The organism is Streptomyces sp. NPDC096205 (genome assembly GCF_044763135.1).
Taxonomy (GTDB): domain Bacteria; phylum Actinomycetota; class Actinomycetes; order Streptomycetales; family Streptomycetaceae; genus Streptomyces.
The window spans coordinates 110450-135327 of record NZ_JBIWFS010000002.1 but is presented as its reverse complement, the minus strand read 5'-3'; the positions used below and the strand labels follow the sequence as shown (position 1 = coordinate 135327).

Below are 24878 nucleotides of genomic sequence, written 5' to 3'. Positions count from 1 at the left end.
CCGGGTGTGACCGTTCGGGCCGCGGGATGGGGGTGCTGTGGTGGGCCGCCCGCGGGTCGGTCGTGGCTGGTCGCGCGGGTTCCCCGCGCCCCTGAGGGGGCGTTGTCGTGCTGCCCGTTCGGCGTTGCTCAGGGTCCGGTTCGTGACCGGTTCCGCTTCAGTACGGCCAGATCGGCGGGTCCGTCACGAAGTGGCCGCCCAGGTGGGCGTGGGCCTCGTTGGCCGGGTCGAGGTCGCCCTGTTCGGCGATGAGCTTCTCCGCGTAGGGCTCGGAGTCGTCCTGGGGGTCGTAGCCGAGGGCCCGGGCGGAGGTGAGGTCCCACCACAGGCGGGTGTTGGCGGAGGAACCGTGGACGACGGTGTGGCCGACGCGGTCGGCGGTGAGGGCCGCGTGGAAGAGGCGGGCGCCGTCGGCGGGGCTCATCCACACCGAGAGCATCCGCACGCTGGTCGGCTCGGGGAAGCAGGAGCCGATGCGGACCGAGACCGTCTCCAGGCCGTGCTTGTCCCAGTAGAACTGCGCCAGGTCCTCGCCGAACGCCTTGGACAGGCCGTAGAAGGTGTCCGGGCGGTGCGGGGTCTCGATCGGGATCAGCACGCTTGGATCGAGAGGTGTGTCGCCCTGGGGGCGGGGGGTGTAGCCGACGGCGTGGTTGGAGGAGGCGAAGACGATCCGGCCGACGCCCTCCTCGCGGGCGGCCTCGTAGAGGTGGTAGGTGCCCTCGATGTTCGCCTTGAGGATCTTCTCGAACGAGGCTTCCAGGGAGATCCCCGCGAGATGGATGATCGCGTCGACTCCGCGTACGGCCTCCCGTACGGCGTCCTTGTCGGCGAGGTCCGCGACGATCGCGTCCGGCTCGCCCTCGATGGGGAGCAGGTCCAGCAGGCGCAGGTCGTAGCCGTACTCGGGGAGCAGGCCCCGCATCAGGGTGCCGAGTCCGCCGGCGGCGCCGGTGAGCAGGACGGTGCGGGGAGCGGGCATCCTAGGGTCTCCCTGAGTCAACGGTATTCACGTCCAGTATTCACATCCATGGACACGTTATGGATCATCCTCGCTTCTCGTCAAGGGTGGCGGAGGTGCCGTTCATAAACATAAACTTCGATCAGAAACTTGCACGCCTCCGTTGTCGCCCCGTTCTAGGGAGAGTCCGTGACGCCTGCCGACCTCGCCGCTCGACTCGGTATCCCCAGCGGGCCGCTGTTCTTCCCCGTCACCGCCTACGGTGCCGACGGCGCCGTCGCCCTCGATGTCTACCGCGCGCATGTGCGGCGCGGTGTCGAGGCCGGGGCCGCGGCCGTCTTCGCCTGCTGCGGCACCGGGGAGTTCCACGCGCTCACGCCCGAGGAGTACCAGGCGTGCGTACGCGCCGCCGTGGAGGAGACGGCCGGCCGGGTGCCCGTCGTCGCGGGCGCCGGGTACGGCACCGCGCTCGCCGTGCGCTACGCCCGCCTCGCCGCCGACGCCGGGGCCGACGGGCTGCTCGCCATGCCGCCGTACCTTGTCGTCGCCGGGCAGGAAGGGCTGCTGCGGCACTACCGGGACATCGCGGGTGCCACGCCGCTGCCGGTGATCGTCTACCAGCGGGACAACGCCGTCTTCGCCCCGGAGACCGTCGTCGAACTCGCCCGCACCGAAGGGATCATCGGGCTCAAGGACGGGCTCGGCGACCTCGACCTGATGCAGCGGATCGTCAGCGCCGTGCGCGGTGCGGTGCCGGGCGACTTCCTCTACTTCAACGGGCTGCCGACCGCCGAGCAGACCCAGCTCGCCTACCGGGCCATCGGGGTTCCGCTGTACTCCTCCGCCGTCTTCTGCTTCGCGCCCGAGATCGCCCAGGCCTTCCACCGGGCCCTTGAGGTCGGCGACGAGGCCGTCGTACGGCGGCTGCTGGACGGGTTCTTCCGGCCCTTCGTCGAACTGCGCGCCCAGGGACGCGGATACGCCGTCTCGCTCGTCAAGGCGGGCGTACGGCTGCGGGGGCTGGACGTCGGGGAGGTGCGGCCGCCGCTGCACGAGCCGGCCGAGGAACACGTGGAGCGGCTCGCCCAGTTGATCGAGCGCGGGTACGAGCTGGTGAAGGAGGAGAGCGCGTGAAGGCGTCGGCGTTCGTCTACCCCTGGGACGTCAACGGCGACCCGGCGGCGGGCGAGTGGATCGCCGGGCTCGGCGTCCCCCAGGTGACACTCGCGTCCGCCTACCACTCGACGCGTGCCCTGACCCCTCGCCATCCGCGCCATCGCGTGGTCACCGCCGAGCATGCCGCCGTGCTGTACCCGGTGGAGAGCGAGCGCTGGGCCGGGCGGGAGCTGCGGCCCTACGCCGCCGGGGACTGGGCTCCCGGTGACGCCTTCGGCGAGGCCTGTGCCGCGCTCGCCGACGCGGGCCTCGAGGTGCACAGCTGGGTCGTCCTCGCGCACAACTCCCGGATGGGGGCCGAGCATCCGGAGACCTCCGTGGTGAACGCCTACGGGGACCGCTACCCGTGGGCTCCCTGCATCGCGCAGCCCGCCACGCGCACGTACCTCGTCGAGCTCGCCGCCGAGGCCGCCGTACGGCCGGGCGCGCGGGGCACCGAGCTGGAGTCCCTCGGCTGGTACGGGCTCGCGCATCTGCACGCCCACGACAAGACCGGCGGGGTCGGGCTCGGCGATGCCGGGCAGTACCTGATGTCGCTGTGCTTCTGCGCCGACTGCCGTGAGGGGTACGCCGGTCAGGGGCTCGACCCGGACGCCCTCGCGGTGCGGGTGCGCGAGGCGCTGGAGCCGGTGTGGCGGGGAGCGTCCCCCTCCGACGGGGGTTGGGCCGGCGTCGAGAAGCTGCTCGGGGAGACGGAGGCCGCGGCCACACGCGCGTGGCGCGACTCGGTCGCCCGCGGGCTCCAGGAGGACGCCGTGGCCGCGGTGCGGGAGGCCGCGCCCGAGGGGTTCCAGGTGCTGCTGCACGCCGATCCGGTGTCGTACCACTGCGGGGCGAACGCCGGGGTGGACCCGGCGCACGTACTGGCCGTCGCGGACGGGGTCGTCGTGCCCTGCACCGGTGGGGCCGGGCTGGTCACGCCGTTCGCCGAGCAGGAGGGGGCGCAGGAGGTTCAGGGCGCGGTGATCGCGGCCAACTTCACCGTCGTGTCCGGGATGGGCGGGCGGCCCCACGCCCTCGGTGACGACATGGCACGCGCGCGTGCCCTCGGGGCGAACGAAGTGCGGCTCTATCACGCCGGGTTGGCGTCCGACGGGGACCTCGACGCCGTGCGGCGCGCGATCAGGGGGCTGTGAGCCAGGATTCCGAGCAGGGTCACGCCCAGGGCGATCAGGAGCGGGCCGTGCGGGAGCAGCTCGACCAGGGCCGCTCCCGTGGCCAGGCCGATCACGTTCGGGGCGAACACCAGGGTGCTCGCCGTGGCCGAGACGCGGCCCAGGAGGGCGTCCGGTGTGCCGCGCTGTACCGCCGTGAACGCGGCGATCAACGGGCAGGGCAGGCCCACTCCAGTCGCCGCCGCGCAGGCCAGGGCGACCGGGTCCGACGGGATCGCGCGCAGGGCGATCGCCGCCGCGGTGAGGGCGATGCCGGCCGCGGCGAAGCGGGGGGCGCCCAGGTGGCGCAGGGCCCGGCCGGAGAACAGGCCGAGGACGACCGTGCCGGCGCCCTGGGCTGCCGCGAGGGTGCCCGCGTAGGTGGGGGCGTGGTGGAGGGCGTCCACGACCGCGTAGGTGAGGGCGCCGTTGATGCCCGCGATCAGCATGGTGAGGCCTGCGGTGCGGACGAGGGCGTGGAGGCCTGCGTGCCGGCGTAGGTGGCCGGTGCCGTCCTTGATCTGGGTCCGCCAGGGGGTGGGGGTGGCCGGGTGTGGGGCCTCCTTCTGTGGGGTCAGGCGGGTGTACAGCGCTGCCGCCGCGAGGAACGTCGCCGCGTCCAGTGCGGCGACCGCGGGGCCGCCGTGCGTGCTGTACAGGGCCGCTCCCGCGAGGGGCGCCAGGAGTTTCATGCCCTCGTTCGCCGTCATGCGCAGGCCGTTGAAGTCGCCCAGCAGGGCCGGGGGGAGGGTGCCTGCCACCAGGGCCGACTCCGCGGCGTCCGTGACCACGCCTGCGGCGCCGTACAGGGTGAGGACCGTGAGGAGGAGCCACAGGTCCGACGGGGTGTTCAGGGTGAGGAGGGTGAGCAGGAGCGCTGCCAGGAGCAGGTTCGTGGCGATCAGCAGGGGCTTGCGGGGGAGACGGTCGGCGACGGTGCCCAGCGCCGGGCCGGCGAGGCTGGGGGCCCACATCGCCAGCAGGCAGAGCGCGGCGAGGCCGTTGGAGCCGGTGAGGTCTTTCACCCAGATGCCGGAGGCGAGCCAGAGGGCGGAGGTGCCGAAGCCGGAGATCACGGTGGCGGTGAGGAACAGTCTTGCCTGGCTGGTCATGCCTGGTGATCCTCGGGCTGAGGTGGGGGTGGGGGGATCGGGCAGGTGCCTTAGATGTGACGTGCCTTGGGTGGGGGGCCATGAGTTCCGGTGCCGGATGCCTGCGGCGGCCCGCGCGGCTTCGGTGGGGCTTGCCGTAGCGCATCCGCTGGGTGGGTGGGACGGGGCCGGGCCGGGGGGGGGGGGGGGGGGGGGGGGGGGCGGCGGGGGGGGGGGGGGGGGGGGGGGCGCCGCGCCGGGGGGGGGGGGGGGGGGGGGGCCCCGGGCCGGGGGGTTGTCCGTCCTCGGTCCGGCGATCTGGTTCCTCATAGAGGTGCTCGGGGTTTCCGCCGGCCGCTGCGGGCGGACAACCCCCCGTCCCGTCCCCTCCCCGCCGTCCGCGACTGGCCCCAATGCCCACCGTCCGTGGCTCCTTGCGACCGTACGCGGCTGACGGTCGTGTCCTTAAGGGGCGCGGGGAACTGCGCGATCAGCCCACGGCGGCCCGCGGTCGCGTACGGCGGGAAGGGGGCAGGTGGGATGGCGGGGAGGCGCGGCGGCACGCCAAATGCGCGGCCAACCCCCGGAGGGAAACGTACGCTCCGGGGCATGCCCCTCAGCCTCACTGTGCTCGGTACCGCATCTCCGCACCCGGGGCCGGACCGCCCCACGTCCGGCTATCTGCTGCGCGGCGGTGGGGCGGAGGTATGGGTGGACGCCGGGTTCGGGACGTTCGCGGAGTTGCGGAGGCACATGGATCCGGCGCGGCTGACGGCGATCTGGGTGTCGCATCTGCATGCGGATCACTGCGCGGATCTGCTGGCCGCGCACTACGCCTTCGCGTACGGCGGGATCACCTTGGCCGGCCCCGTTCCGGTGTACGCGCCCGAGGGGTGCGACCGGCGGATCGCGGGGTTCTTCGGGCGGACGGACGTGGAGTTCCTGAGGGACGTGTTCGACTTCCGGCCGTTGTACGACGGGCATTCCGTGCGGCACTGGAACCTGACGCTGACCGCGCGGGCCGTGGTGCACGACGTGGAGGCGTACGGGCTGCGGGCGGAGTGCCAGGGGAGTGTGCTGGCGTACTCGGGGGACAGCGGGCCCTGTGACGCGCTGGGGGAACTGGCGCGGGGCGCGGATCTGTTCGTGTGCGAGGCCGACATCGACCGCGGTCGCGAAGGCGAACGGCAGGTGCATCTGACGCCGGAGGACGCCGGGGCGTGCGCGAAGGGGGCTCGGGAGCTGCTCGTCACGCATGTCGGGCCGTCGCTGGACCGGGAGGAGGCGGTCGAGCGGGCGGCTGCCGTGTTCGGGGGACCGACGTCCATGGCCCGTGAAGGGGAGACCCGGACCGTCTGAACTTTCTTTTGTCAGAAGCATTGACGAAACCTGGGTGCGCTTCTAGCTTCGTCGCGTCGTACTTCGTACGTCATATATGAGACGCGATACGTCAGATCCGAGAGGCGCGCATGACCTCTGTGCCCACGCCGATCCCCTCCCGCACGCAGTTCGTGCTGGAGGAGATCAAACGCCGTATTCTCACTGGTCGGTTGACGCCTGGTCAGGCACTGGTCGAGACCGAGCTCGCCGCCCAGTTCGGGGTGTCGAAGACCCCCGTGCGGGAGGCGCTGAAGACGCTGGCCGGGACCGGGCTGGTCGTGATGAGCCAGTACAAGGGCGTCACGGTGCGCATGGTCGATGCGGACATGGCGCGCGAGGTCTACGACGTGCGGCTGCTGCTGGAGCCCGAGGCGCTGCGGCGCGCGGTGCGGCGAGGGGCCTCGCTGGACGCCGCGCGTGCCGCGCTCTCGCGTGCCGACGACGCCGGTGACACCGCCGAACGTTCCCTGGCCAACCGGGAGTTCCACCGGGCCCTGTATCTGCCCTGCGGCAATCCGCTGCTCGGGCGGATGCTCGACGAGGTGCGCGACCAGGCAGCCCTGGTGTCAGCCGTCGCCTGGGCCGCCTCCCCTTCGTGGGAGCGGGAGGCCCGTGAGCATCAGGAGATCCTGCGTCTCGCCCTGGCGGGCGACGCCGACGGTGCCGCCCGTGCGCTTCACGATCACATCGCGTCGTTCGTGCTACGGGCCTTCCCGGAAACGGCCGGCGAGGCCCAGGGAGAGGACGGTCAGGCATGACAACGACGTTCGAGACCCAACGGGCGGCCCTGGCCGACGTGGTGGCGATCCCGGTCACCCCGTTCGCCGAGGACGGGGCGGTGGAGCAGGACGCCTACCGGGCTCTGTTGCGTCGGCTGCTGGACGGTGGCGTCCGGACTCTGACCCCCAACGGCAACACCGGCGAGTTCTACGCGCTGACTCCCGAGGAGCGCCGTCTCGTCACCGAGCTGACCATGGAGGAAGTGGGCGACCGGGCCGTGGTGCTCGTGGGGGTGGGGCATGACGTGCCCACCGCCGTCGCCTCCGCCCGGCATGCCCGGGACCTCGGTGCCGCGATGGTCATGGTGCACCAGCCCGTGCATCCGTACGTCTCGCAGAACGGCTGGGTCGACTACCACCGCTCGGTCGCCGAGGCCGTTCCCGAGCTGGGTGTCGTGCCGTACATCCGTAACGCGCAGCTGGAGGGCGCTCGGCTCGCCGAGCTCGCCGATGTCTGTCCCAACGTCATCGGGGTGAAGTACGCCGTCCCGGACGCCGCTCGGTTCGCCGGCTTCGCGCGTGATGCCGGGTTGGAGCGGTTCGTGTGGGTGGCCGGGCTTGCCGAGCCCTATGCGCCGTCTTATTTCTCCGCCGGTGCAACCGGGTTCACCTCCGGGCTGGTGAATGTCGCGCCCGCGGTCTCGCTCAACATGATCGAGGCGCTGCGGTCCGGGGACTACGCGGCCGCGATGAAGGTCTGGGAGCAGATCCGGCGGTTCGAGGAGCTGCGTGCCGCCGACGCCTCCGCCAACAACGTCACCGTCGTGAAGGAGGCGCTCGCCGCGCTCGGGCTGTGCCGGCGTGACGTTCGCCCGCCCAGCCGGCCGCTGCCGGAGAGCGAGCGGGCCGAAGTCGCCGCCATCGCTGCCGGGTGGTCCATATGACGCGACCGGAGGAGCTTCGCAGCCATCAGTGGTACGGGACCGAAGGGCTGCGGTCCTTCAGCCATCGGGCGCGGACCCGGCAGCTCGGGTATCTGCCCGAGGAGCATCTGGGCAAGCCAGTTGTGGCTGTTCTCAATACGTGGTCCGACATCAACCCCTGCCATGTGCATCTGCGCGAGCGTGCGCAGGCCGTGAAGCGGGGCGTGTGGCAGGCCGGCGGTTTCCCGCTGGAGTTCCCGGTCTCGACGCTGAGCGAGACCTTCCAGAAGCCGACCCCGATGCTGTACCGGAACATGCTCGCCATGGAGACCGAGGAGCTGCTGCGGTCCTATCCGGTGGACGGGGCCGTGCTGATGGGCGGCTGCGACAAGTCCACGCCCGCGCTGTTGATGGGGGCCGCCTCCGCCGACCTGCCGGCCGTTTTCGTGCCTGCCGGTCCCATGCTCCCCGGGCACTGGCGCAATGAAGTGCTCGGCTCCGGTACGGACATGTGGAAGTACTGGGACGACAAGCGGGCCGGCCTCATCGGCGACTGCGAGATGGCGGAGCTGGAGAACGGGCTCGCCCGGTCCCCGGGGCACTGCATGACCATGGGGACGGCTTCGACGCTGACTGCTGCCGCCGAGGCGCTCGGGGTGACCGTGCCCGGTGCGTCCAGCATTCCCGCCGTCGACTCCGCCCATGACCGGATGGCCGCCAAGGCCGGCATGGTCGCCGTGGAGTTGGTGCGGAAGGATCGGCGGCTTTCGCAGATCCTCACGCGTGAGGCCTTCGAGGATGCCGTCACCACTGTCCTCGGGCTCGGGGGGTCCACCAACGCCGTCATCCATCTGATCGCCATGGCGGGGCGGGCCGGGGTCCGGCTCACGCTGGACGACTTCGACCGGATCGCGCGGACCGTGCCCGTGCTCGCCAATGTGCGGCCGGGCGGACAGACGTACCTCATGGAGGACTTCCACTTCGCCGGTGGGCTGCCCGGGTTCCTGTCGCGGATACCCGACTTGTTGCATCTGGACCGGCCGACCGTCTCGTACGACACCCTGCGCGAGCAGATCGCGGGGGCTCAGGTGCACAACGACGATGTCATCCGCGCCCGGGAGAATCCCGTCGCCGGTGAGGGCGGTGTCGCCGTGCTGCGCGGAAATCTGTGCCCGGACGGTGCTGTCATCAAGCACATCGCCGCCGAGCCGCATCTGCTCAAGCACACCGGGCCGGCTGTTGTTTTCGACGACTACCGGACCATGCAGCGCACCATCAACGACCCGGCGCTCGGGATCACCGCCGACAGCGTGCTGGTGCTGCGCAACGCCGGGCCCAAGGGCGGGCCGGGCATGCCCGAGTACGGCATGCTGCCCATTCCGGACCATCTGCTCAAGCAGGGGGTGCGGGACATGGTGCGGATCTCCGATGCCCGGATGAGCGGCACCAGTTACGGCGCGTGCGTGCTGCATGTGGCGCCCGAGTCGTACGTCGGCGGGCCGCTCGCGCTGGTCAGGACCGGTGATCTCATCACGCTGGACGTGGAGGCGCGGTCCCTTCATCTGCACGTCGACGACGAGGAGTTGGGGCGGCGGCGTGCCGACTGGACGCCTCCGCCCGCCCGTTACGAGCGGGGCTACGGATTCCTCTACGACCAGCAGATCACCCAGGCGGACACCGGCTGCGACTTCGAGTTCCTCGCGCGGCCCGGCAAGGTGCAGGACCCGTACGCGGGCTAGACACCCCTTTTTCTTGGCCGATATTTCGAACGACTACCGGCAAGCGCTTCACACGCACACGAACGGAGAACAGTCATGGCCCAAGCCGCAGCCGTGGCGAAACCGCCCGCGCCACCGAGGCGGCGCCGTGCCTCCGCCACACCGCGCAGACTTCCCTATCTGCTGATCGCGCCGGCGGCCCTGCTGATGCTGGGCTTCATCGCGTACCCCGTCATCAGCGTCTTCTACTACAGCCTGCAGAACTACAACCCCACCAAGCCCTGGCGGAACGGGTACGCGGGCTTCGACAACTTCGTCCGGATCTTCACGGACGACCCGCAGTTCTGGTCGACCCTGACCTTCAGCGCCAAGTGGGTGTTCGTCGAGGTCGCACTGCAGCTGCTGTTCGGGCTCGCGCTGGCGCTGATCGTCAACCAGACCTTCGTGGGGCGGGCGATCGGCCGTGCCCTGGTGTTCTCGCCCTGGGCCGTGTCCGGTGTGCTGACCTCCGCGATCTGGGTGCTGCTCTACAACTCCCAGACCGGCATCACCCGTTACCTCGCCGACATGGGCATCGGGTCCTACGGCACCAGTTGGCTGTCCGACACCTCCACCGTGTTCCCGGCGGCGATCGTCGCCGACCTGTGGCGCGGCGTGCCCTTCTTCGCGATCCTCATCCTCGCCGACCTCCAGTCCGTCTCCAAGGACCTCTACGAGGCCGCCGAGGTCGACGGGGCCGGCCGGATCAAGCAGTTCTGGCACATCACGCTGCCGCACCTGAAGGACGCGATCGTCCTGTCCACGCTGCTGCGGGCGGTGTGGGAGTTCAACAACGTCGACCTGCTGTACACGCTGACCGGCGGCGGCCCGGCGGGAGAGACCACGACCCTGCCGCTCTACATCGCCAACACCAGTGTCGAATCCCATGACTTCGGATACGCGTCCGCGCTGACCACGGTGGCGTTCGTGATCCTGCTCTTCTGCTCGATCGTCTATCTGCGGCTGAGCAAGTTCGGAGGTGAGGACAAGTGACGGTCAAGGAGGCCATCCCCGAGACTCGCGTGGTCGTCCCGCGGCGGACGCCCGACGCCCCGAGCGGCAGAGAGCGCACCTGGGACGAGGTCCCGCGCTGGCAGATCTATGTGCCGCTGTCGGTCTACCTGGTGTTCACCCTCATCCCCTTCTACTGGATCCTGCTGTTCGCGGTCCGCCCCTCCGGCTCCACCTCGCTGCTGCCCTGGCCGATCACCGGCGAGCACTTCGAGAAGGTCTGGAACGAGCGGAGCTTCGGTACGTACTTCGAGAACAGCCTGCTCGTCGGCCTCGCCACGCTGGTGATGACGACGATCGTCGCCCTGGCCGGCGGCTATGCGCTCGCCCGGTTCAACTTCAAGGTCAAGCGGGCGTTCATGCTGGCCCTGCTGTGCTCCCAGTTCGTGCCGGGCGCGCTGCTGCTGGTGCCGCTGTTCGAGATCTTCGCCGAGCTGCAGATGATCAACTCGCTGGGCAGCGTCATCATCGCCGAGACGGTGTTCCAGCTGCCGCTGTCGATGATCCTGATCAGCAACTTCATCAAGAACGTGCCGTACTCCCTGGAGGAGGCGGCGTGGGTGGACGGCTGCAACCGGTTCACGGCCTTCCGGATCATCGTCCTGCCGCTGCTGCGGCCCGGTCTGATCGCTGTCGGCTCCTTCGCCTTCGTGCACTCCTGGAACCACTTCCTGTTCGCCCTGATGTTCCTCAACAACCCCGACAAGCAGACCATCCCGGTCGGCCTGAACACCCTGATGAGCGCCGACAGCGTGGACCTCGGGGCGCTGGCGGCGGGCGGCATCATCGCGGCCGTGCCGGTCGTGCTCGTGTTCGCCTTCATCCAGAAGTGGCTGATCACCGGCTTCAGCGCGGGGGCGGTGAAGGGATGAGGAAGCACCGCCTTCTCGTGCCGCTGGCTCTCCTGGCGGTCCTCAGCGTCCCCGCGCACGCCGACGGGCGGGACATCTCCCGCGACACCCTCGCCGCCGGCGACGGCTGGGCGGCGTACGGCTCCGGGACCACCGGCGGGTCCGCCGCCGACGACGCCCATGTCTTCACCGTCACCGACCGCGCCGAGCTCGTGCGCGCCCTCGACGGCGGCAGCGACACCCCGAAGATCATCCGGGTCGCCGGGACCATCGACGCCAACACCGACGACCAGGGCCGCCGCCTGGACTGCGACGACTACGCCACCGACGGCTACAGCCTGAAGCAGTACCTCGCCGCCTACGACCCCCGCACCTGGGGCGCCGCCAAGCCCAGCGGCCCGCAGGAGGAGGCCCGCCAGGCCTCGGCCGCCCGCCAGGCCGAGCGGGTCGTGCTGAACGTCGGCTCCCACACCACGATCGTGGGGCTCGGGGACGACGCCGTACTGAAGGGCGCCAGCCTTCAGGTCAGGGGCGCGGACAATGTCATCGTCCGCAACCTCGAACTGCGCGACGCCTACGACTGCTTCCCCGTCTGGCAGCCCAACACCGGCGGCCTCGGCGACTGGAAGACGGCGTACGACAACCTGTGGCTGGCCGGCGCCACCCATGTGTGGGTCGACCATGTCACCGCGAGCGACAAGGGCCACCCGGACGAGGACGAGCCGGCCTACTTCGGCCGCAACTACCTGCGCCACGACGGACTGCTGGACATCACCAACGCCTCCGACCTGGTCACCGTCTCCTGGAGCCGGTTCCTGGGCCACGACAAGGCCATGCTCATCGGCAACAGCGACTCCGCCACGGCCGACCGCGGCAGGCTCCGGGTCACCCTGCACCACAACCAGTTCGAGTCCGTCGTCCAGCGCGCACCGCGCGTGCGGTTCGGGCAGGTCCACCTCTACAACAACCGCTATGTCGTCCCCGAGGACGCCCACGACTACCGCTACTCGATCGGCGTGAGCACCGAGTCGGCCGTCTACGCGGAGAACAACGCCTTCACCGTGCCGGGGCACGTCGAGGTCGCCGACCTGGTCAAGAGCTGGAACGGCAGCGCGCTGTACCAGCGGGGCACGCTGTTCAACGGCTTCCCCGTCGATCTGCTGGCCATCCACAACACCTACAACTCCGGCAGCGAGCGCGATCTGACGGCCGACGTCGGCTGGACGCCCGTGTTGCACGGCGGGATCGACAGCGCCCAGGCGGCCGACCGGGCCGTGCGCAAGGGCGCGGGCGCCGGGAGGATTCCATGAGCCTGCCCATCGTGCTGGCGGGTGCGCGCGGCCATGGCCGCTGGCATGTCGAGAACATCAGGCGGCTCCAGGCGAAAGGACTCGTCCGGCTCGCCGGCATCTGCGAGCTGACCCCGCTCACCGAGGAGGAGTTCGGCGGCGAACTGCCCGCCCAGTCCGCCGACTTCGGTGCGCTGCTCGACGCCACCGGCGCCGAGGCCGCGGTCGTCTGCACGCCGATCCCCACCCACACCGACCTGGCGCTGACGGCCGCCCGCAGGGGTGTCCACCTGCTCCTGGAGAAGCCGCCGGCACCGTCGTACGCCGAGTTCCGGCGGATGGCCGACGGGGTCGCGGCGGCGGGGGTCGTCTGCCAGATCGGGTTCCAGTCGCTCGGCTCGCACGCCGTGCCCGCGATCCGCCGGCTGATCGCCGAGGGCGCGATCGGTGAGGTCACCGGGGTCGGGGGCGCGGGCGCCTGGGCGCGGGACGAGGCCTACTTCCGGCGGGCGCCCTGGGCCGGCCGACGGCAGCTGAACGGCGCCGACGTGATCGACGGGGCGCTCACCAACCCCCTCGCGCACGCCGTCGCCACCGCCCTCGCGCTGGCCGGCGCCGGGCGGGCCGAGGACGTGACCGAGGTCGAGACCGAGCTGTGGCACGCCAACGCCATCGAGGCCGACGACACCTCCTGCGTCCGCGTCACGACCAGCGGGGGCCGCACGGTCGCCGTCGCCGCGACCCTGTGCGCGGAGCGGCCCGACGAGCCGTACGTCCTGGTGCACGGCAGCCGGGGCCGGATCACCTTCTGGTACAAGCAGGACCGCGTGCTGCTCCAGCGCGCCGGGCACGGCCCGGAGGAGTTCGAGTACGGCCGCACCGACCTGCTGGAGAACCTCGCCGCCCACCTCACGGCCGGTGCCGAACTGCTGGTCCCGCCGGAGGCGACCGGCGCGTTCATGAAGGTCGTCGAGGCGATCCGGCAGGCTCCCGACCCGGCTGCGCTGCCCGGGTCGGCCTGGCGGCTGCTGCCCGCCGAGCGGCGCCGGGTCGTGCCCGGTGTCGACGGACTGGTCGCGGCCTGCGCCGACACCCTCGCCCTCTACTCCGAACTGGGCGCGCCCTGGGCCGTCCCGGCCCCCGACGAGGTGAGCCTGTGATGACCGAGTCCCCGGTGCTGAGCGCCGCCGGTCGCCCCGTCGGCCGCTATGTCACCCGGCCCGAGCTGCCCGGCCGGCTCTCCCCGCGCCCCTACCTGCACCCCGTCACCACCCTCGCCGGCACGGCCGTCACCGAACTGAGCCCTGCCGACCACCCGCACCACCTCGGCGTCGGTGTCGCCGTTCCCGACGTCGAGGGGCACAACTTCTGGGGCGGCCGCACCTTCGTGCGCGACCAGGGCCCCACCGAGCTGGACAACCACGGCGCCCAGCGGCACGTCGCCTTCCAGCTGCGCGACCCGGACGGGTTCGTCGAGGAACTGCGCTGGGTCGCCGCGCGGGGCGAGCTGCTGCACGAGCGCCGTACCGTCGCCACGACCGAACTGAGCGACACGGCCTGGGCGTTGGACTTCACCTTCGCCCTGACCAACACCACCCCCGGCACCCTGTCCGTCGGCAGCCCCGCCACCAACGGCCGCCCCGGCGCGGCCTACGGAGGCTTCTTCTGGCGGGCGCGCAAGGAGGCCGAGGCGCCGGAGGTGTTCACCCCCGACGCCGCGGGCGAGGAACAGGTGCACGGCCGGGCGGCCGAGTGGCTGGCCCTCGCAGGCAGCACCTGGACGCTCGTCTTCGCGGGCGCCACCGACGCCACCCGCCGCGACCCCTGGTTCGTGCGCACCGCCGAGTACCCGGGCGTCGGCTCCTCCCTCGCCCACACCGAGCGCGTCGCGATCGCCCCCGGCGACACCCTCGTACGCCGTGTCGTCACGGTCGTCGCCGACGGCCGCCTCGACCGCACCGAGGCGGCCGCGCTGATCCGGAAGGCGGTCGCCCAGTGACGTACACCAACCCGATCCTGAACGCCGACTGGTCCGACCCGGACGTGCTGCGCGTCGGCGACGACTTCTACCTCACGGCCTCCAGCTTCGGCCGCGTCCCGGGCCTGCCCCTGCTGCACTCCCGGGACCTGGTCAACTGGACGCTGGTGGGCCACGCCCTGGACCGGCTGGAGCCCGCCGAGGAGTTCGCGCGGCCCCGGCACGACTGCGGGGTCTGGGCGCCCTCGCTGCGCCATCACGACGACCGCTTCTGGATCTTCTGGGGCGACCCCGACCAGGGCATCTTCCAGGTCAACGCCCCCGAGATCAGGGGGCCCTGGACCCGGCCGCACCTGGTGAAGGAGGGCAAGGGCCTGATCGACCCCTGCCCGCTGTGGGACGAGGACACCGGCGAGGCCTACCTGGTGCACGCCTGGGCCAAGTCCCGCTCCGGGGTGAAGAACCGGCTCACCGGCCACCGGATGCGGCCCGACGCCACCGGGCTGCTCGATGACGGCACGCTGATCGTGGACGCCGACCGCGTCCCCGGCTGGTTCACCCTCGAAGGGCCCAAGCTGTACAAGCACGACGGCTGGTTCTGGATCCTCGCCCCGGCCGGGGGAGTGGAGACCGGCTGGCAGGGCGCCTTCCGCTCACGCGGGTTCTTCGGGCCGTACGAGGAGAAGGTCGTCCTGGAGCAGATGGACACCGACGTCAACGGCCCCCATCAGGGCGGCTGGGTGCGCACAGGCTCAGGGGAGGACTGGTTCGTGCACTTCCAGCAGCGCGGCGCGTACGGCCGGGTCGTCCACCTCCAGCCGATGCGCTGGGGAGCCGACGGCTGGCCGGTCATGGGCGACGACGGGGCCCCGGTCACTGTGCACAAGCTCCCCGACCTGCCGCCCCAGCCGCCCGCCGCGCCCGCCACGGACGACGACTTCCCCGGGGGCCGGTTCGGCAGGCAGTGGCAGTGGACCGCCAACCCCCATGACGGCTGGGCCACCCACCACTCCGGCGACGGCCTGAAGCTCGCCTGCGTCCGCTCGGCCGACGCGCACGACCTGCGCAGGCTGCCGAACGTCCTCACCCAGCGCCTGCCCGGCATGCCCTGCACGGTCGAGGTCGGGCTGCGCCTGGACAGCGAGGAGCCGGGCGCGCGGGCCGGGCTCGCGGTGCTCGGGGACGCCTTCTCGTGGATCGGGCTGCAGCGCGCGGCCGACGGCACGGCCGAGCTGGTGCACCGGTTCGCCGAGGGCGTCGCCGACGGGGAGCGGGACGCGGCCCGGGCCCGGCCCGCGCCCGAGGGGCGGGCGCGCCTGCGGATCGAGATCGGCGCCGGGGCCCGCTGCCGGTTCTTTGCCGACCTCGGCGACGGCTGGACGCCGTCCGGGCAGGTCTTCGCCGCCACGCCGTGGCGCTGGGTCGGTGCCCTGCTCGGCCTCGTCGCCCTCGCGCCCGCCGGCCAGGGGCACGCGGGCACCGCCACCTTCACGCACTTCAGGATCACGCCGCAGTAACGCACCGCATTCGTCAGCCTGTTGGGAGCCGCAATGACGCACCTCCGTAGCAAGCGCTTGCCGGGCGCCGGCAGAGCCGTGGCCGCCGCCGCGGCCCTCGTCGCCTCGCTCGGCCTGGGGTCGGTGGGGGAGGCCCAGGCCGCACCGGCCGCTCCCGCCACCGCGGCGGGCACCCGCTTCACCGACGTGCCCCATGGCTTCGCCTCCCTCGCCGGCGGCACCACCGGCGGGGCCGGCGGCAAGATCGTCACCGTCACCGACGCGGCCTCGCTGGCCCGGTACGCGGCGGCCGAGGAGCCGTACGTCATCCGGGTCAAGGGCTCGATCGCGGTGGAGCCGTTCGGTGCCGAGATCGACGTGGCCTCCGACAAGACGGTCATCGGCGTCGGCGACACCGGCGAGATCGTCCACGGCGAGCTGCATCTGAACCCCGGCACGCACAACGTGATCATCCGCAATCTGACGATCCGCGACTCGGCGGTCGAGGGCAACTGGGACTGCAAGGACACCGACTTCGACGGCATCCAGATGGACACCGCCCATCACGTCTGGGTCGACCACAACCGCTTCTCGAACATCTGCGACGGCCAGCTCGACATCCGCAAGGACAGCGAGTACGTGACCGTCTCCTACAACCGCTTCGAGAACAACAACAAGACATTCGGGCTGGGCTGGACGTCGAACGTCCGCACCCAGATCACGATCGACCACAACTGGTTCGCCCGCACCAAGCAGCGCAACCCGTCCGTGGACAACGCCGCCTACGCGCACCTGTACAACAACTACCTGACGGCACAGGCCGATCCGGGCGACCCCGTGTGGACGTACGGCAACTGGTCGCGCGGGCGCACCAAGATGGTCATCGAGAACAGCTACTACGACGACGTCCAGCACCCCTATCAGGCGGACGCCACCGCGGAGTTGGTGCAGCGCGGGTCGATCCTGAGGAACACCACGGGCCGGCACGACGAGTGGGGTGCCGCCTTCGATCCGCGGGAGTTCTACGCCTACCGGCTGGACCCGGCCGCCGCCGTGCCGGCGCTGGTCGGGCGGTTCTCCGGGCCGCAGCGGCAGATCGGGGTCGTCCTGCACGTCCCGGGCGCGTACCCGACCGTGCAGGCCGCCGTGGACGCCGTGCCGGACGGCAACGACGTGCCGGTGACGCTCGCCGTCGCACCGGGGACGTATCGCGAGAAGGTCTACATTCCCGCGACAAAGCCGAACATCATTGTGCAGGGGACTGGACAGGACCGGTCCGACACCGTCATCGTCTACGACACACCGGCCGCGTACGGCGGCTCCAACGGGAGCGCCACCGTACGGATCGCCGCGAGCGACGTCACGGCGCGCCATCTCACCTTCAGCAACGACTTCGACGAGGCCGCGCACGAGCTGAACGGCGAGCAGGCGCTGGCGGTGAAGACGACCGGTGACCGGATCGTCTTCGAGGACACCGCCTTCCTGGGCAACCAGGACACCTTGATGACCGACAGCCCCAAGCTGACCACCGTCAGCCGGGTCTACATCCGCGACTCCTACATCGAGGGCGACGTCGACTTCGTCTACGGGCGGGCGACGACCGTCATCGACCGGTCGGTGATCCGGGCCCTGAGCCGGGGCTCCACCAGCAACAACGGCTACATCACGGCCGCCTCGACCTGGAAGGGCAACCCGTACGGGTTCCTGATCACCCGGTCGCGGATCGTGAGCGACGCCCCGGAGGGGTCCTTCCACCTCGGCCGGCCCTGGCATCCGGGCGGGGAGCCGGACGCCGTGGGCCAGGTCCTGATCCGGGAGACCGAGCTGCCCGCCGCGATCAAGTCGGCGCCGTGGACCGACATGAGCGGCTTCTCGTGGAAGGACGCGCGGTTCGCGGAGTGGCACACCTACGGCCCGGGTGCCGTGGTGAGCGCGGACCGGCCGCAGATGAGTGACGCCGACGTGGAGTCGTACGGCGTCGACGACTACCTCCGGGGCGCCGACGACTGGGCGCCGCACACCCGCTGACCCCCCACAACTTCATATCCCCCGATGGAATCCCCGACTTCATGTCCCCCGATGGAATCCCGTTGGATCCAGAAGAAGAGAGCCGACCGATGAAGATCAGCAGCAGCAGAAGCAGGCGGGCCGCCGCGGCCGTGGCCCTGGGATCCGTGCTCGCCCTGACCGCGACCGCCTGCGGCGACGACGGCAGTGGCGGCGGTGGCACGGGCGCCGAGGGCGACGGCAAGGGCAAGATCGTCTTCTGGGACAACAACGGCGGTGTCCGCACCGATGTCTGGAAGGAGATCATCGCCGACTTCGAGAAGGCCAACCCGGACATCGACGTCGAGTACGTCGGTATCGCCTCCACCGAGTACCAGTCCAAGGTCGACACCGCCATCCAGGGCGGCGGCCTGCCGGACGTCGGCGGTGTCGGCGCGGCCATGCTCGCCGGGTTCTCCGCGCAGAACGCGCTGGAGCCGCTGGACGAGCGGCTCGACAAGTCCGCCCTGAAGGGCATGCTCAACAAGGACATGGTCGAGTCCATGAAGGCCGCCGGCGGCGGCGACGGCACCCTGTACTCGATCCCGACCTCCGCCAACAACGGCGTCCTTTACTACCGCACCGACCTGTTCGAGAAGGCGGGCCTCGACGAGCCGACCACCTGGGACAAGTTCTACGAGGCGGCGGAGAAGCTGACCGACGCCAAGAAGAACGAGTTCGGCTACACGATCCGGGGCGGCGCGGGCTCCATCGCGCAGGCGCTCGACTCCATGTACGGGCAGTCCGGGATCACGTCGTTCTGGAACGGCGACAAGACGACGGTGAACGACCCGAAGAACGTCGCCGCACTGGAGAAGTACGCCGGGCTGTTCAAGAAGAGCACCCCCGCGGCCGACCTGAACAACGACTTCACCAAGATGGTCGCGCAGTGGGACTCCGGCACGATCGGCATGCTGAACCACAACCTGGGCTCGTACCAGGACCATGTGAAGGCGTTCGGGACGGAGAAGTTCCGGGGCATTCCGCAGCCGGTGGGCTCCGCCGGCAAGCGGGTCCAGGTGTCCAACCCGGTCGACGGGCTGGGACTGTTCAAGAACTCCAAGAACAAGGACGCCGCCTGGAAGTTCATCGAGTTCGCGCTGTCGCACGCGGAGAACTCGAAGTTCAACGAGTCGGCGGGGCAGGTGCCGGCGAACACGGAGGCGGCTTCGGACGCGTGGGTGACCAAGGCCGAGCCGACGAAGCTGGCCGCTGCCGCGCTGACCGACGGGTCGACGACCATCGTGCAGCTGCCGTACTACCTGCCTGACTGGAACACCATTTCCAAGGCCGACAACGAGCCGAACTTCCAGAAGGTGCTGCTGGGGAAGATGAGTGCGAAGGAATTCCTGGACGGGCTTGCCGAGCAGCTGAACGAGGCTCAGGCGGAGTGGAAGCAGCAGAACGGCTGACCGTTCTTTTCTGAGTCTCGCCGTGGGGCGGCCTGTGCTGTGCAGGGTGCGGGCCGTCCCTGGCTGGTCGCGCGCACGCGGCGGTAGCCGCACATCGATACTGCCCCGCGCCCCTGATAACTCGCCCTCCGTTGAAAGGTTCAAGGCGTGTCCCTCAGCCGTCGACAGGTCGCTGCCGCCGCACTTGCCGCCGTTCCCCTCGGCGCTGCCGTCAGCAGCCCCGCTCATGCCTCACGGCATTCCAGCCGCACGCTCTACATCGCCGGTGACTCCACCGCCGCCCAGAAATATGTCTCCGCCGCGCCCGAGACCGGGTGGGGAATGGCGCTGCCGTTCTTTCTCCACAAGGACCGGGTCGTCTCCAATCACGCGGTGAACGGGCGGAGTTCGAAGAGTTTCATCGACGAGGGGCGGCTGGATGTCATTCTCTCGGCCATCCGGCCGGGGGACCTTCTGCTGATCCAGTTCGGGCACAACGACGAGAAGACGACGGATCCGACGCGGTACACCGAGCCCTGGTCGACGTATCAGGAGTATCTGCGGAGGTATGTCGAGGGGGCGCGGGCGCGAGGTGCCCGGCCGGTGCTGGCGACGTCCGTGGAGCGGCGGAGGTTCGACGGCGCGGGGAAGGCGCTGCCCAGCCATGGGGAGTACCCGGCGGCGATGCGGGCGCTGGCCGCCGAGGAGGGGGTCGCGCTGCTCGACGTCCAGGCGCTGTCGCTGGCGTTGTGGCAGGAGCTGGGGGTCGAGGAGACCAAGGCGTACTTCAACTGGACCGCGACAGAGCAGGACAACACGCACTTCAATCCGCCGGGTGCGATCGCGGTCGCCCGGATGGTGGCGCGGGAGCTGGTGCGGGCCCGGGTGCTCGCGCCGCGGGACGTGCTCCGGCTGGAGGACGAGATCCCGGACTCGTGGATCACCTGGCCGTCGGATGTCGAGTAACTAGGAGAGCCGCAGCGTGAATATCCGTAAATGTCATGGACGTGTCATTACTGTGCTCGGCTGCACCGCGCTGGTGCTGTCCGTCACCGGAGGCGCCGTCGCGCACGGCGGCGGGCGGCACGACGTCGCCCGACAGGTGCTGCCGGCCGGGGACGGGTGGGGGTCGTACGGGACCGGCACCAGTGGAGGCGCCGCCGCCGACGCCGAGCACGTCTCCACCGTCCGCACCTTGGCGGAGTTCCGGGCCGCGCTCGCGGAGGGCGGCTCCGCGCCGAAGATCGTCAAGGTCAGGGGCACCATCGACGCCGTCGCCGACGGCTGTGACGCCCTCGCCGTGCCCGGCTACGACTTCGCCGCCTACCTGGAGAAGTACGCCCCCGAGACCTGGGGGCTGGAGACCCGGCTGGACGGCGAGCCCGACGACAGCCCCGAGGGACTGCGGCGTGCGTCGGCCGCCGTGCAGGACCAGCTCATCAAGGTGGAGGTGCCCGCCAACACCACCATCATCGGCGTCGGCCGGGGCGCCGGCCTCAAGGGCGCCAGCCTCCAGATCAAGGGCGTGGACAACGTCATCGTCCGCAACCTCACCTTCGAGAGCCCCATCGACTGCTTCCCGCAGTGGGACCCCAAGGACGGGTCCAAGGGCAACTGGAACTCCGAGTACGACTCCGTCGTGGTGTACGGCTCCACCCATGTGTGGATGGACCACAACACCTTCACCGACGGCAGCCACCCCGACAGCGCCGCCCCCACCTACTTCGGGATGCTCTACCAGCAGCACGACGGCGAGCTGGACATCGTCCGCGGCTCCGACTACGTCACCGCCTCCTGGAACGTCTTCGCCGACCACGACAAGACGATCCTGATCGGCAACAGCGACAACGCCGCGACCACCGCCACCGACCGGGGTCACCTGAAGGTGACCTTCCACCACAACCTGTTCCGCGACCTCGTCGAGCGTGCGCCCCGCGTCCGCTTCGGACAGGTCGACTCGTACAACAACCACTTCATCGGCGACACCACCTACTCCTACAGCTTCGGCATCGGCAAGGAGTCGCAACTCGTCGCCGAGCACAACGCCTTCACGCTGCCCGCGGGCGTCAGCCCCGCCAAGATCCTCAAGAAGTGGAACGAGGCGCCGCTCACCGCCGCGGGCAACCTCGTCAACGGCACGCCCGTCGACCTGATCGCCGTGCACAACGCGGAGATCCCCGCCGAGACCCTCCAGTCCGGCGCCGGCTGGACGCCCGAGCTGCGCACCAAGGTCGACCCCGCGTGGGCCGTGCCCGGTCTCGTCCGCCACCGCGCGGGCGCCGGCCGGCTGCGCTGACCGCACCCCGAGCCGGCCGGGGCGGTCCGCACCGCGGCCCCATCACGGGCCCGTCCGCCCCGGCCCATCCCCTCACGCCCCGCACCGTGAAGGAGCACCTCCCCATGGCCAGCCTCTCCCGACGGGGATTCCTCGTCGCCGGCGCCGCCCTCGGCCTCGCGCCGCTGCCCGCGTACGCCGGGACCCGCCCGCCGCACGGGTCCTTCGGCCGCTACGGCTCACCGGCCGCCCGGCTCACCGCCACGACGCTCTACGTCGATCCGCGCGGCCGCGGCGACTTCACCACGGTCCAGGCCGCCGTTAACGCCGCCGGCGGAACCGGGTACACCCTGGTCCTCGCGCCCGGCGTCTACCGGGAGACCGTGGCCGTCGCCGCCCCCGAGATGTCCTGGATCGGAGCGAGCGAGGACCCGCGCGACGTGGTCGTCGTGTACGACAACGCCGCCGGGACGCCCAAGCCCGACGGCTCCGGCACCTACGGCACCTCCGGTTCCGCCACCACCCTGATCCGCTCCGACGGCTTCACCGCCCGCTGGATCACCTTCGCCAACGACTGGCTGCGCGCCGACCACCCCGGCGTCTCGGGCACCCAGGCCGTCGCGATCAAGGTGCAGGGCGACCGGGCCGCGTTCCACCACTGCCGCTTCCTCGGCCACCAGGACACCCTGTACGCCGACTCCGTCGCGCTCGGTGTGTTCGCCCGGCAGTACTACGCCCACTGCCATGTCGAGGGCGACGTCGACTTCGTCTTCGGGCGTGCCACCGCCGTCTTCGCGCACTGCCACTTCCGCACCCTGGACCGCACCGACCTCGCCGCCGCGCCGTACGGCTTCGTGTTCGCGCCGTCCACCGCCGGGGCCAACCCGCGCGGCTACCTGGTGACGAGGAGCCGCGTCAGCAGTGAGGCGCCCGACGCCCACTACAAGCTGGCCCGGCCCTGGGTGCCCAGCTCCGACCCGACCGCCCGTCCGATGCTGACCGTGCGCGACACCTGGCTCGGGCCCGGCATCGACGCCGTCGCGCCCTACGCCAACATGTCGAACTCCTTCCCCTGGCAGCAGCAGCGCTTCGCCGAGTACCGCAACACCGGGCCGGGGGCCGAGATCACCGACCCCGCGAACCGCCCCCAACTCACCGAGGAACAGGGCGAGTCGGCCACCCGGGCGGCCTATCTGGGCGACTGGACCCCGTGGAAGGAGTGCTGAGCATGCGCCGCCGCACCCTCCTCGCCGGGATCACCGCCGGGCTTGTCGCCACCTCCGGCGGTTCCGCCCTCGCCGCCGGCCGACGCGTCCTGCACGTCCGGCCCGGCGACTCCGTGCAGGCCGCCGTCGACGCGGTGACCGGGCCCGGCTGGACGATCGTCGTCCACCCCGGCACCTACCGGGAGGTCGTGAAGATTCCCGCCGACAAGGCCGGGCTGACCCTGCGCGGCGCCACCCGCGACCCGCGCGACACGGTCATCGTCTACGACAACGCCAACGGCACCCCGAAGCCCGACGGCTCCGGCACCTACGGCACGGCCGGTTCGGCAACCTTCACCTCCGCCGCGCCCGGCCTCACCGTGCGCGACCTCACCCTCGCCAACGACTGGCTGCGCGCCGACCACCCGGAGATCACCGGCACCCAGGCCGTCGCCGCGTACGTGACCGGCGACCGCTCGCACTTCGAGCGGGTACGGCTGCTGGCCCATCAGGACACCCTCTTCGCCGACACCGGCGCCCTGGACACCTTCGACCGGCACTACTACCGCGACTGCCACATCGAAGGAGACGTCGACTTCGTCTTCGGGCGGGCCCGTGCCGTCTTCGACCGCTGCCGCTTCCACACGCTCGCGCGGGACGTGCCGTTCACCCCCAAGGGCATGGTCTTCGCGCCCTCCACCGCCCGTGCCAACCCCTACGGGTTCCTCGCCGTGCGCGGCCGGATCACCTCGGGCGCGGAGGACGGGGCGTACAAGATCGCGCGGCCCTGGGTGCCGTCGTACGAGACGACGGCCCGGCCCTCCCTCGTCGTCCGGGACACCTGGATCGGGCCGGGGATCGACGCGGTGACGCCGTACATCAATATGCGCGAGGCCTACCCGTGGCAGACCATGCGCTTCGCCGAGTACGCCAACTCCGGCCCCGGGTCCGCCGTCACGGTCCCGGAGAACCGGCCGCAGCTGACGGAGCAGGAGGCGTCCCTGCACACACCGCGGACCTACCTCGGGGACTGGACGCCGTACGAGAGGCCCTGAAGCCGTGCTGCCGCCCTTCCATGCCACCCTCAAGGACGAGTTGACCTTCCCGCTGGCCTGGGGGAACGCGCCGGTGCGCGACTTCGACGCCTGGCGCGCGGCCGCCCGCGCCGAGCTGGAGCGGGCGCTCGTCGTGGACCGGCAGGACTGCACGCCGTACGACCCGGAGTTCGGGGAGCGGGCTCAAGGGGACGGCTTCACCAAGGAGTCGGTCACCCTCTCCCTCACCCGCCACGAGCGGGTCCGGGCCCTGCTGCTCACCCCCGAGGGCAGCGGGCCGTTCCCCGCCGTGCTGCTCCTGCACGACCACGGCTCGCGGTTCGACATCGGCAAGGAGAAGGTCGTCCGGCCCTGGTACGACGACAACCGCCTGGAGTCCGCGCACGGTTGGGCCGAGCGGTGCTACGGCGGCCGGTTCCTCGGTGACGAACTCGCCCGGCGCGGGCATGTCGTGCTGGCCGCCGACGCGCTCGGCTGGGGCGACCGCGGCCCGCTCGCCCACGCACAGCAGCAGGCCCTCGCGAGCAGCCTCTACCAGCTCGGCTCCTCCCTGGCAGGGCTCATGGCCCGCGAGGACGCCCGTGCCGCCGGGTTCCTCGCCGGGCTCGACCGGGTGGACGGCCGCCGGGTCGCGGCCCTCGGCTTCTCCATGGGGGCCTTCCGCGCCTGGCAGACGGCCGCGCTCAGCGACGACATCGCGGCCGCCGCGAGCGTGTGCTGGATGACCGGGCTGAAACAGCTGATGACCCCGGGCAACAACGCGCTGCGGGGCCAGTCCGCCTTCCACATGCTCCATCCCGGGCTCGCCCGGCACCTGGACCTCCCCGACGTCGCGAGCATCGCCGCCCCACGGCCGATGCTGTTCTTCGACGGCGGGCTCGACCCGCTGTTCCCCGCCGCCGGTGTCCGCGCGGCCCACGCCAGGCTGCGGGCCGTCTGGCGCTCCCGTCACGCCGAGCAGCGGTTGCACCTGAGGACCTGGCCGGACCGCGGCCATGTCTTCGACGCCCGCATGCAGGACGAGGTGTTCACCTGGCTGGACACCGTCCTGTGACCTGGTCGGGCGCCGACGGGCCGCCCCGTACGGTGGCTTGACCCGATGGAGGTGACGCGCGTAGAA

Annotated in this window: 21 protein-coding genes; 19 read left to right on the top strand and 2 right to left on the bottom strand. The window is 71.1% G+C overall.

From position 1 onward, the window contains the following. Positions 1-157 precede the first annotated feature (157 nt). Complete coding sequence (locus ACIQ6Y_RS07030) at positions 158-982, bottom strand: NAD-dependent epimerase/dehydratase family protein (RefSeq protein ID WP_404033982.1); 825 nt, start codon at positions 980-982, stop codon at positions 158-160. 168 nt (positions 983-1150) lie between these two features. On the opposite strand from ACIQ6Y_RS07030, the gene ACIQ6Y_RS07025 reads away from it, so the two are divergent. Further along, entirely contained in the window at positions 1151-2095 is a 945-nt protein-coding gene (locus ACIQ6Y_RS07025) for a 5-dehydro-4-deoxyglucarate dehydratase (RefSeq protein WP_404033980.1), read from the top strand. Next, complete coding sequence (locus ACIQ6Y_RS07020) at positions 2092-3273, top strand: hypothetical protein (protein WP_404033978.1); 1182 nt, start codon at positions 2092-2094, stop codon at positions 3271-3273. Before ACIQ6Y_RS07025 ends, ACIQ6Y_RS07020 begins: the two co-directional genes overlap by 4 nt. Here the strand turns inward: ACIQ6Y_RS07020 and ACIQ6Y_RS07015 are convergent. Further along, the gene (locus tag ACIQ6Y_RS07015) at positions 3210-4403 is read right to left on the bottom strand and encodes an MFS transporter (protein ID WP_404033976.1); all 1194 of its coding nucleotides are present in this window, start codon (positions 4401-4403) and stop codon (positions 3210-3212) included. The two genes, ACIQ6Y_RS07020 and ACIQ6Y_RS07015, sit on opposite strands and share 64 nt — an antisense overlap. A 588-nt stretch (positions 4404-4991) precedes the next feature. On the opposite strand from ACIQ6Y_RS07015, the gene ACIQ6Y_RS07010 reads away from it, so the two are divergent. The 17 genes from ACIQ6Y_RS07010 to ACIQ6Y_RS06930 all read left to right on the top strand — a co-directional run bounded on the left by ACIQ6Y_RS07010 (position 4992) and on the right by ACIQ6Y_RS06930 (position 24812). Continuing rightward, positions 4992-5741: an MBL fold metallo-hydrolase gene (locus tag ACIQ6Y_RS07010; RefSeq protein ID WP_404033974.1), complete on the top strand. Its 750-nt coding sequence runs from the start codon at positions 4992-4994 to the stop codon at positions 5739-5741. Between the two features lie 110 nt (positions 5742-5851). After that, positions 5852-6520: a GntR family transcriptional regulator gene (locus ACIQ6Y_RS07005; protein WP_404033972.1), complete on the top strand. Its 669-nt coding sequence runs from the start codon at positions 5852-5854 to the stop codon at positions 6518-6520. Beyond that, positions 6517-7425 carry a dihydrodipicolinate synthase family protein gene (locus ACIQ6Y_RS07000; RefSeq protein ID WP_404033970.1) on the top strand — a complete coding sequence of 303 codons (909 nt, stop codon included), beginning with the start codon at positions 6517-6519 and terminating at the stop codon, positions 7423-7425. The genes ACIQ6Y_RS07005 and ACIQ6Y_RS07000 overlap by 4 nt, the downstream gene beginning before the upstream one ends. Beyond that, a complete protein-coding gene (gene araD / locus ACIQ6Y_RS06995) occupies positions 7422-9143 on the top strand; it encodes an L-arabinonate dehydratase (protein ID WP_404033968.1) in 1722 nt (573 codons plus the stop codon). Before ACIQ6Y_RS07000 ends, araD begins: the two co-directional genes overlap by 4 nt. Before the next feature lie 75 nt (positions 9144-9218). Next, positions 9219-10154, top strand: coding sequence for a carbohydrate ABC transporter permease (locus ACIQ6Y_RS06990; RefSeq protein ID WP_404033966.1), 936 nt, complete (start codon positions 9219-9221; stop codon positions 10152-10154). Between the two features lie 14 nt (positions 10155-10168). Further along, positions 10169-11044 (top strand): carbohydrate ABC transporter permease, encoded by an 876-nt coding sequence (locus ACIQ6Y_RS06985; protein ID WP_404036309.1) that lies wholly within the window; start codon positions 10169-10171, stop codon positions 11042-11044. Continuing rightward, positions 11041-12333 carry a polysaccharide lyase family 1 protein gene (locus ACIQ6Y_RS06980; RefSeq protein ID WP_404033964.1) on the top strand — a complete coding sequence of 431 codons (1293 nt, stop codon included), beginning with the start codon at positions 11041-11043 and terminating at the stop codon, positions 12331-12333. The genes ACIQ6Y_RS06985 and ACIQ6Y_RS06980 overlap by 4 nt, the downstream gene beginning before the upstream one ends. After that, the gene (locus ACIQ6Y_RS06975) at positions 12330-13472 is read left to right on the top strand and encodes a Gfo/Idh/MocA family protein (protein WP_404033962.1); all 1143 of its coding nucleotides are present in this window, start codon (positions 12330-12332) and stop codon (positions 13470-13472) included. Before ACIQ6Y_RS06980 ends, ACIQ6Y_RS06975 begins: the two co-directional genes overlap by 4 nt. After that, positions 13472-14311 (top strand): PmoA family protein, encoded by an 840-nt coding sequence (locus ACIQ6Y_RS06970; RefSeq protein ID WP_404033960.1) that lies wholly within the window; start codon positions 13472-13474, stop codon positions 14309-14311. Before ACIQ6Y_RS06975 ends, ACIQ6Y_RS06970 begins: the two co-directional genes overlap by 1 nt. Next, positions 14308-15807 (top strand): family 43 glycosylhydrolase, encoded by a 1500-nt coding sequence (locus ACIQ6Y_RS06965; RefSeq protein WP_404033956.1) that lies wholly within the window; start codon positions 14308-14310, stop codon positions 15805-15807. Before ACIQ6Y_RS06970 ends, ACIQ6Y_RS06965 begins: the two co-directional genes overlap by 4 nt. Before the next feature lie 33 nt (positions 15808-15840). Further along, positions 15841-17814 (top strand): pectinesterase family protein, encoded by a 1974-nt coding sequence (locus ACIQ6Y_RS06960; protein ID WP_404033954.1) that lies wholly within the window; start codon positions 15841-15843, stop codon positions 17812-17814. Positions 17815-17903: 89 nt separating this feature from the next. Beyond that, positions 17904-19244, top strand: a complete 1341-nt coding sequence (locus ACIQ6Y_RS06955; protein ID WP_404033952.1) for an ABC transporter substrate-binding protein — start codon at positions 17904-17906, stop codon at positions 19242-19244. 147 nt (positions 19245-19391) lie between these two features. Then, positions 19392-20189 carry a rhamnogalacturonan acetylesterase gene (locus tag ACIQ6Y_RS06950; protein ID WP_404033950.1) on the top strand — a complete coding sequence of 266 codons (798 nt, stop codon included), beginning with the start codon at positions 19392-19394 and terminating at the stop codon, positions 20187-20189. Positions 20190-20241: 52 nt separating this feature from the next. Further along, entirely contained in the window at positions 20242-21519 is a 1278-nt protein-coding gene (locus tag ACIQ6Y_RS06945) for a polysaccharide lyase family 1 protein (RefSeq protein ID WP_404033948.1), read from the top strand. A 104-nt stretch (positions 21520-21623) separates the two neighbouring features. Further along, positions 21624-22724 carry a pectinesterase family protein gene (locus tag ACIQ6Y_RS06940; protein WP_404033946.1) on the top strand — a complete coding sequence of 367 codons (1101 nt, stop codon included), beginning with the start codon at positions 21624-21626 and terminating at the stop codon, positions 22722-22724. Positions 22725-22726: 2 nt separating this feature from the next. After that, complete coding sequence (locus tag ACIQ6Y_RS06935; protein ID WP_404033944.1) at positions 22727-23758, top strand: pectinesterase family protein; 1032 nt, start codon at positions 22727-22729, stop codon at positions 23756-23758. 4 nt (positions 23759-23762) lie between these two features. Next, a complete protein-coding gene (locus ACIQ6Y_RS06930) occupies positions 23763-24812 on the top strand; it encodes a dienelactone hydrolase family protein (protein ID WP_404033942.1) in 1050 nt (349 codons plus the stop codon). The last annotated feature ends 66 nt before the right edge of the window (positions 24813-24878 follow it).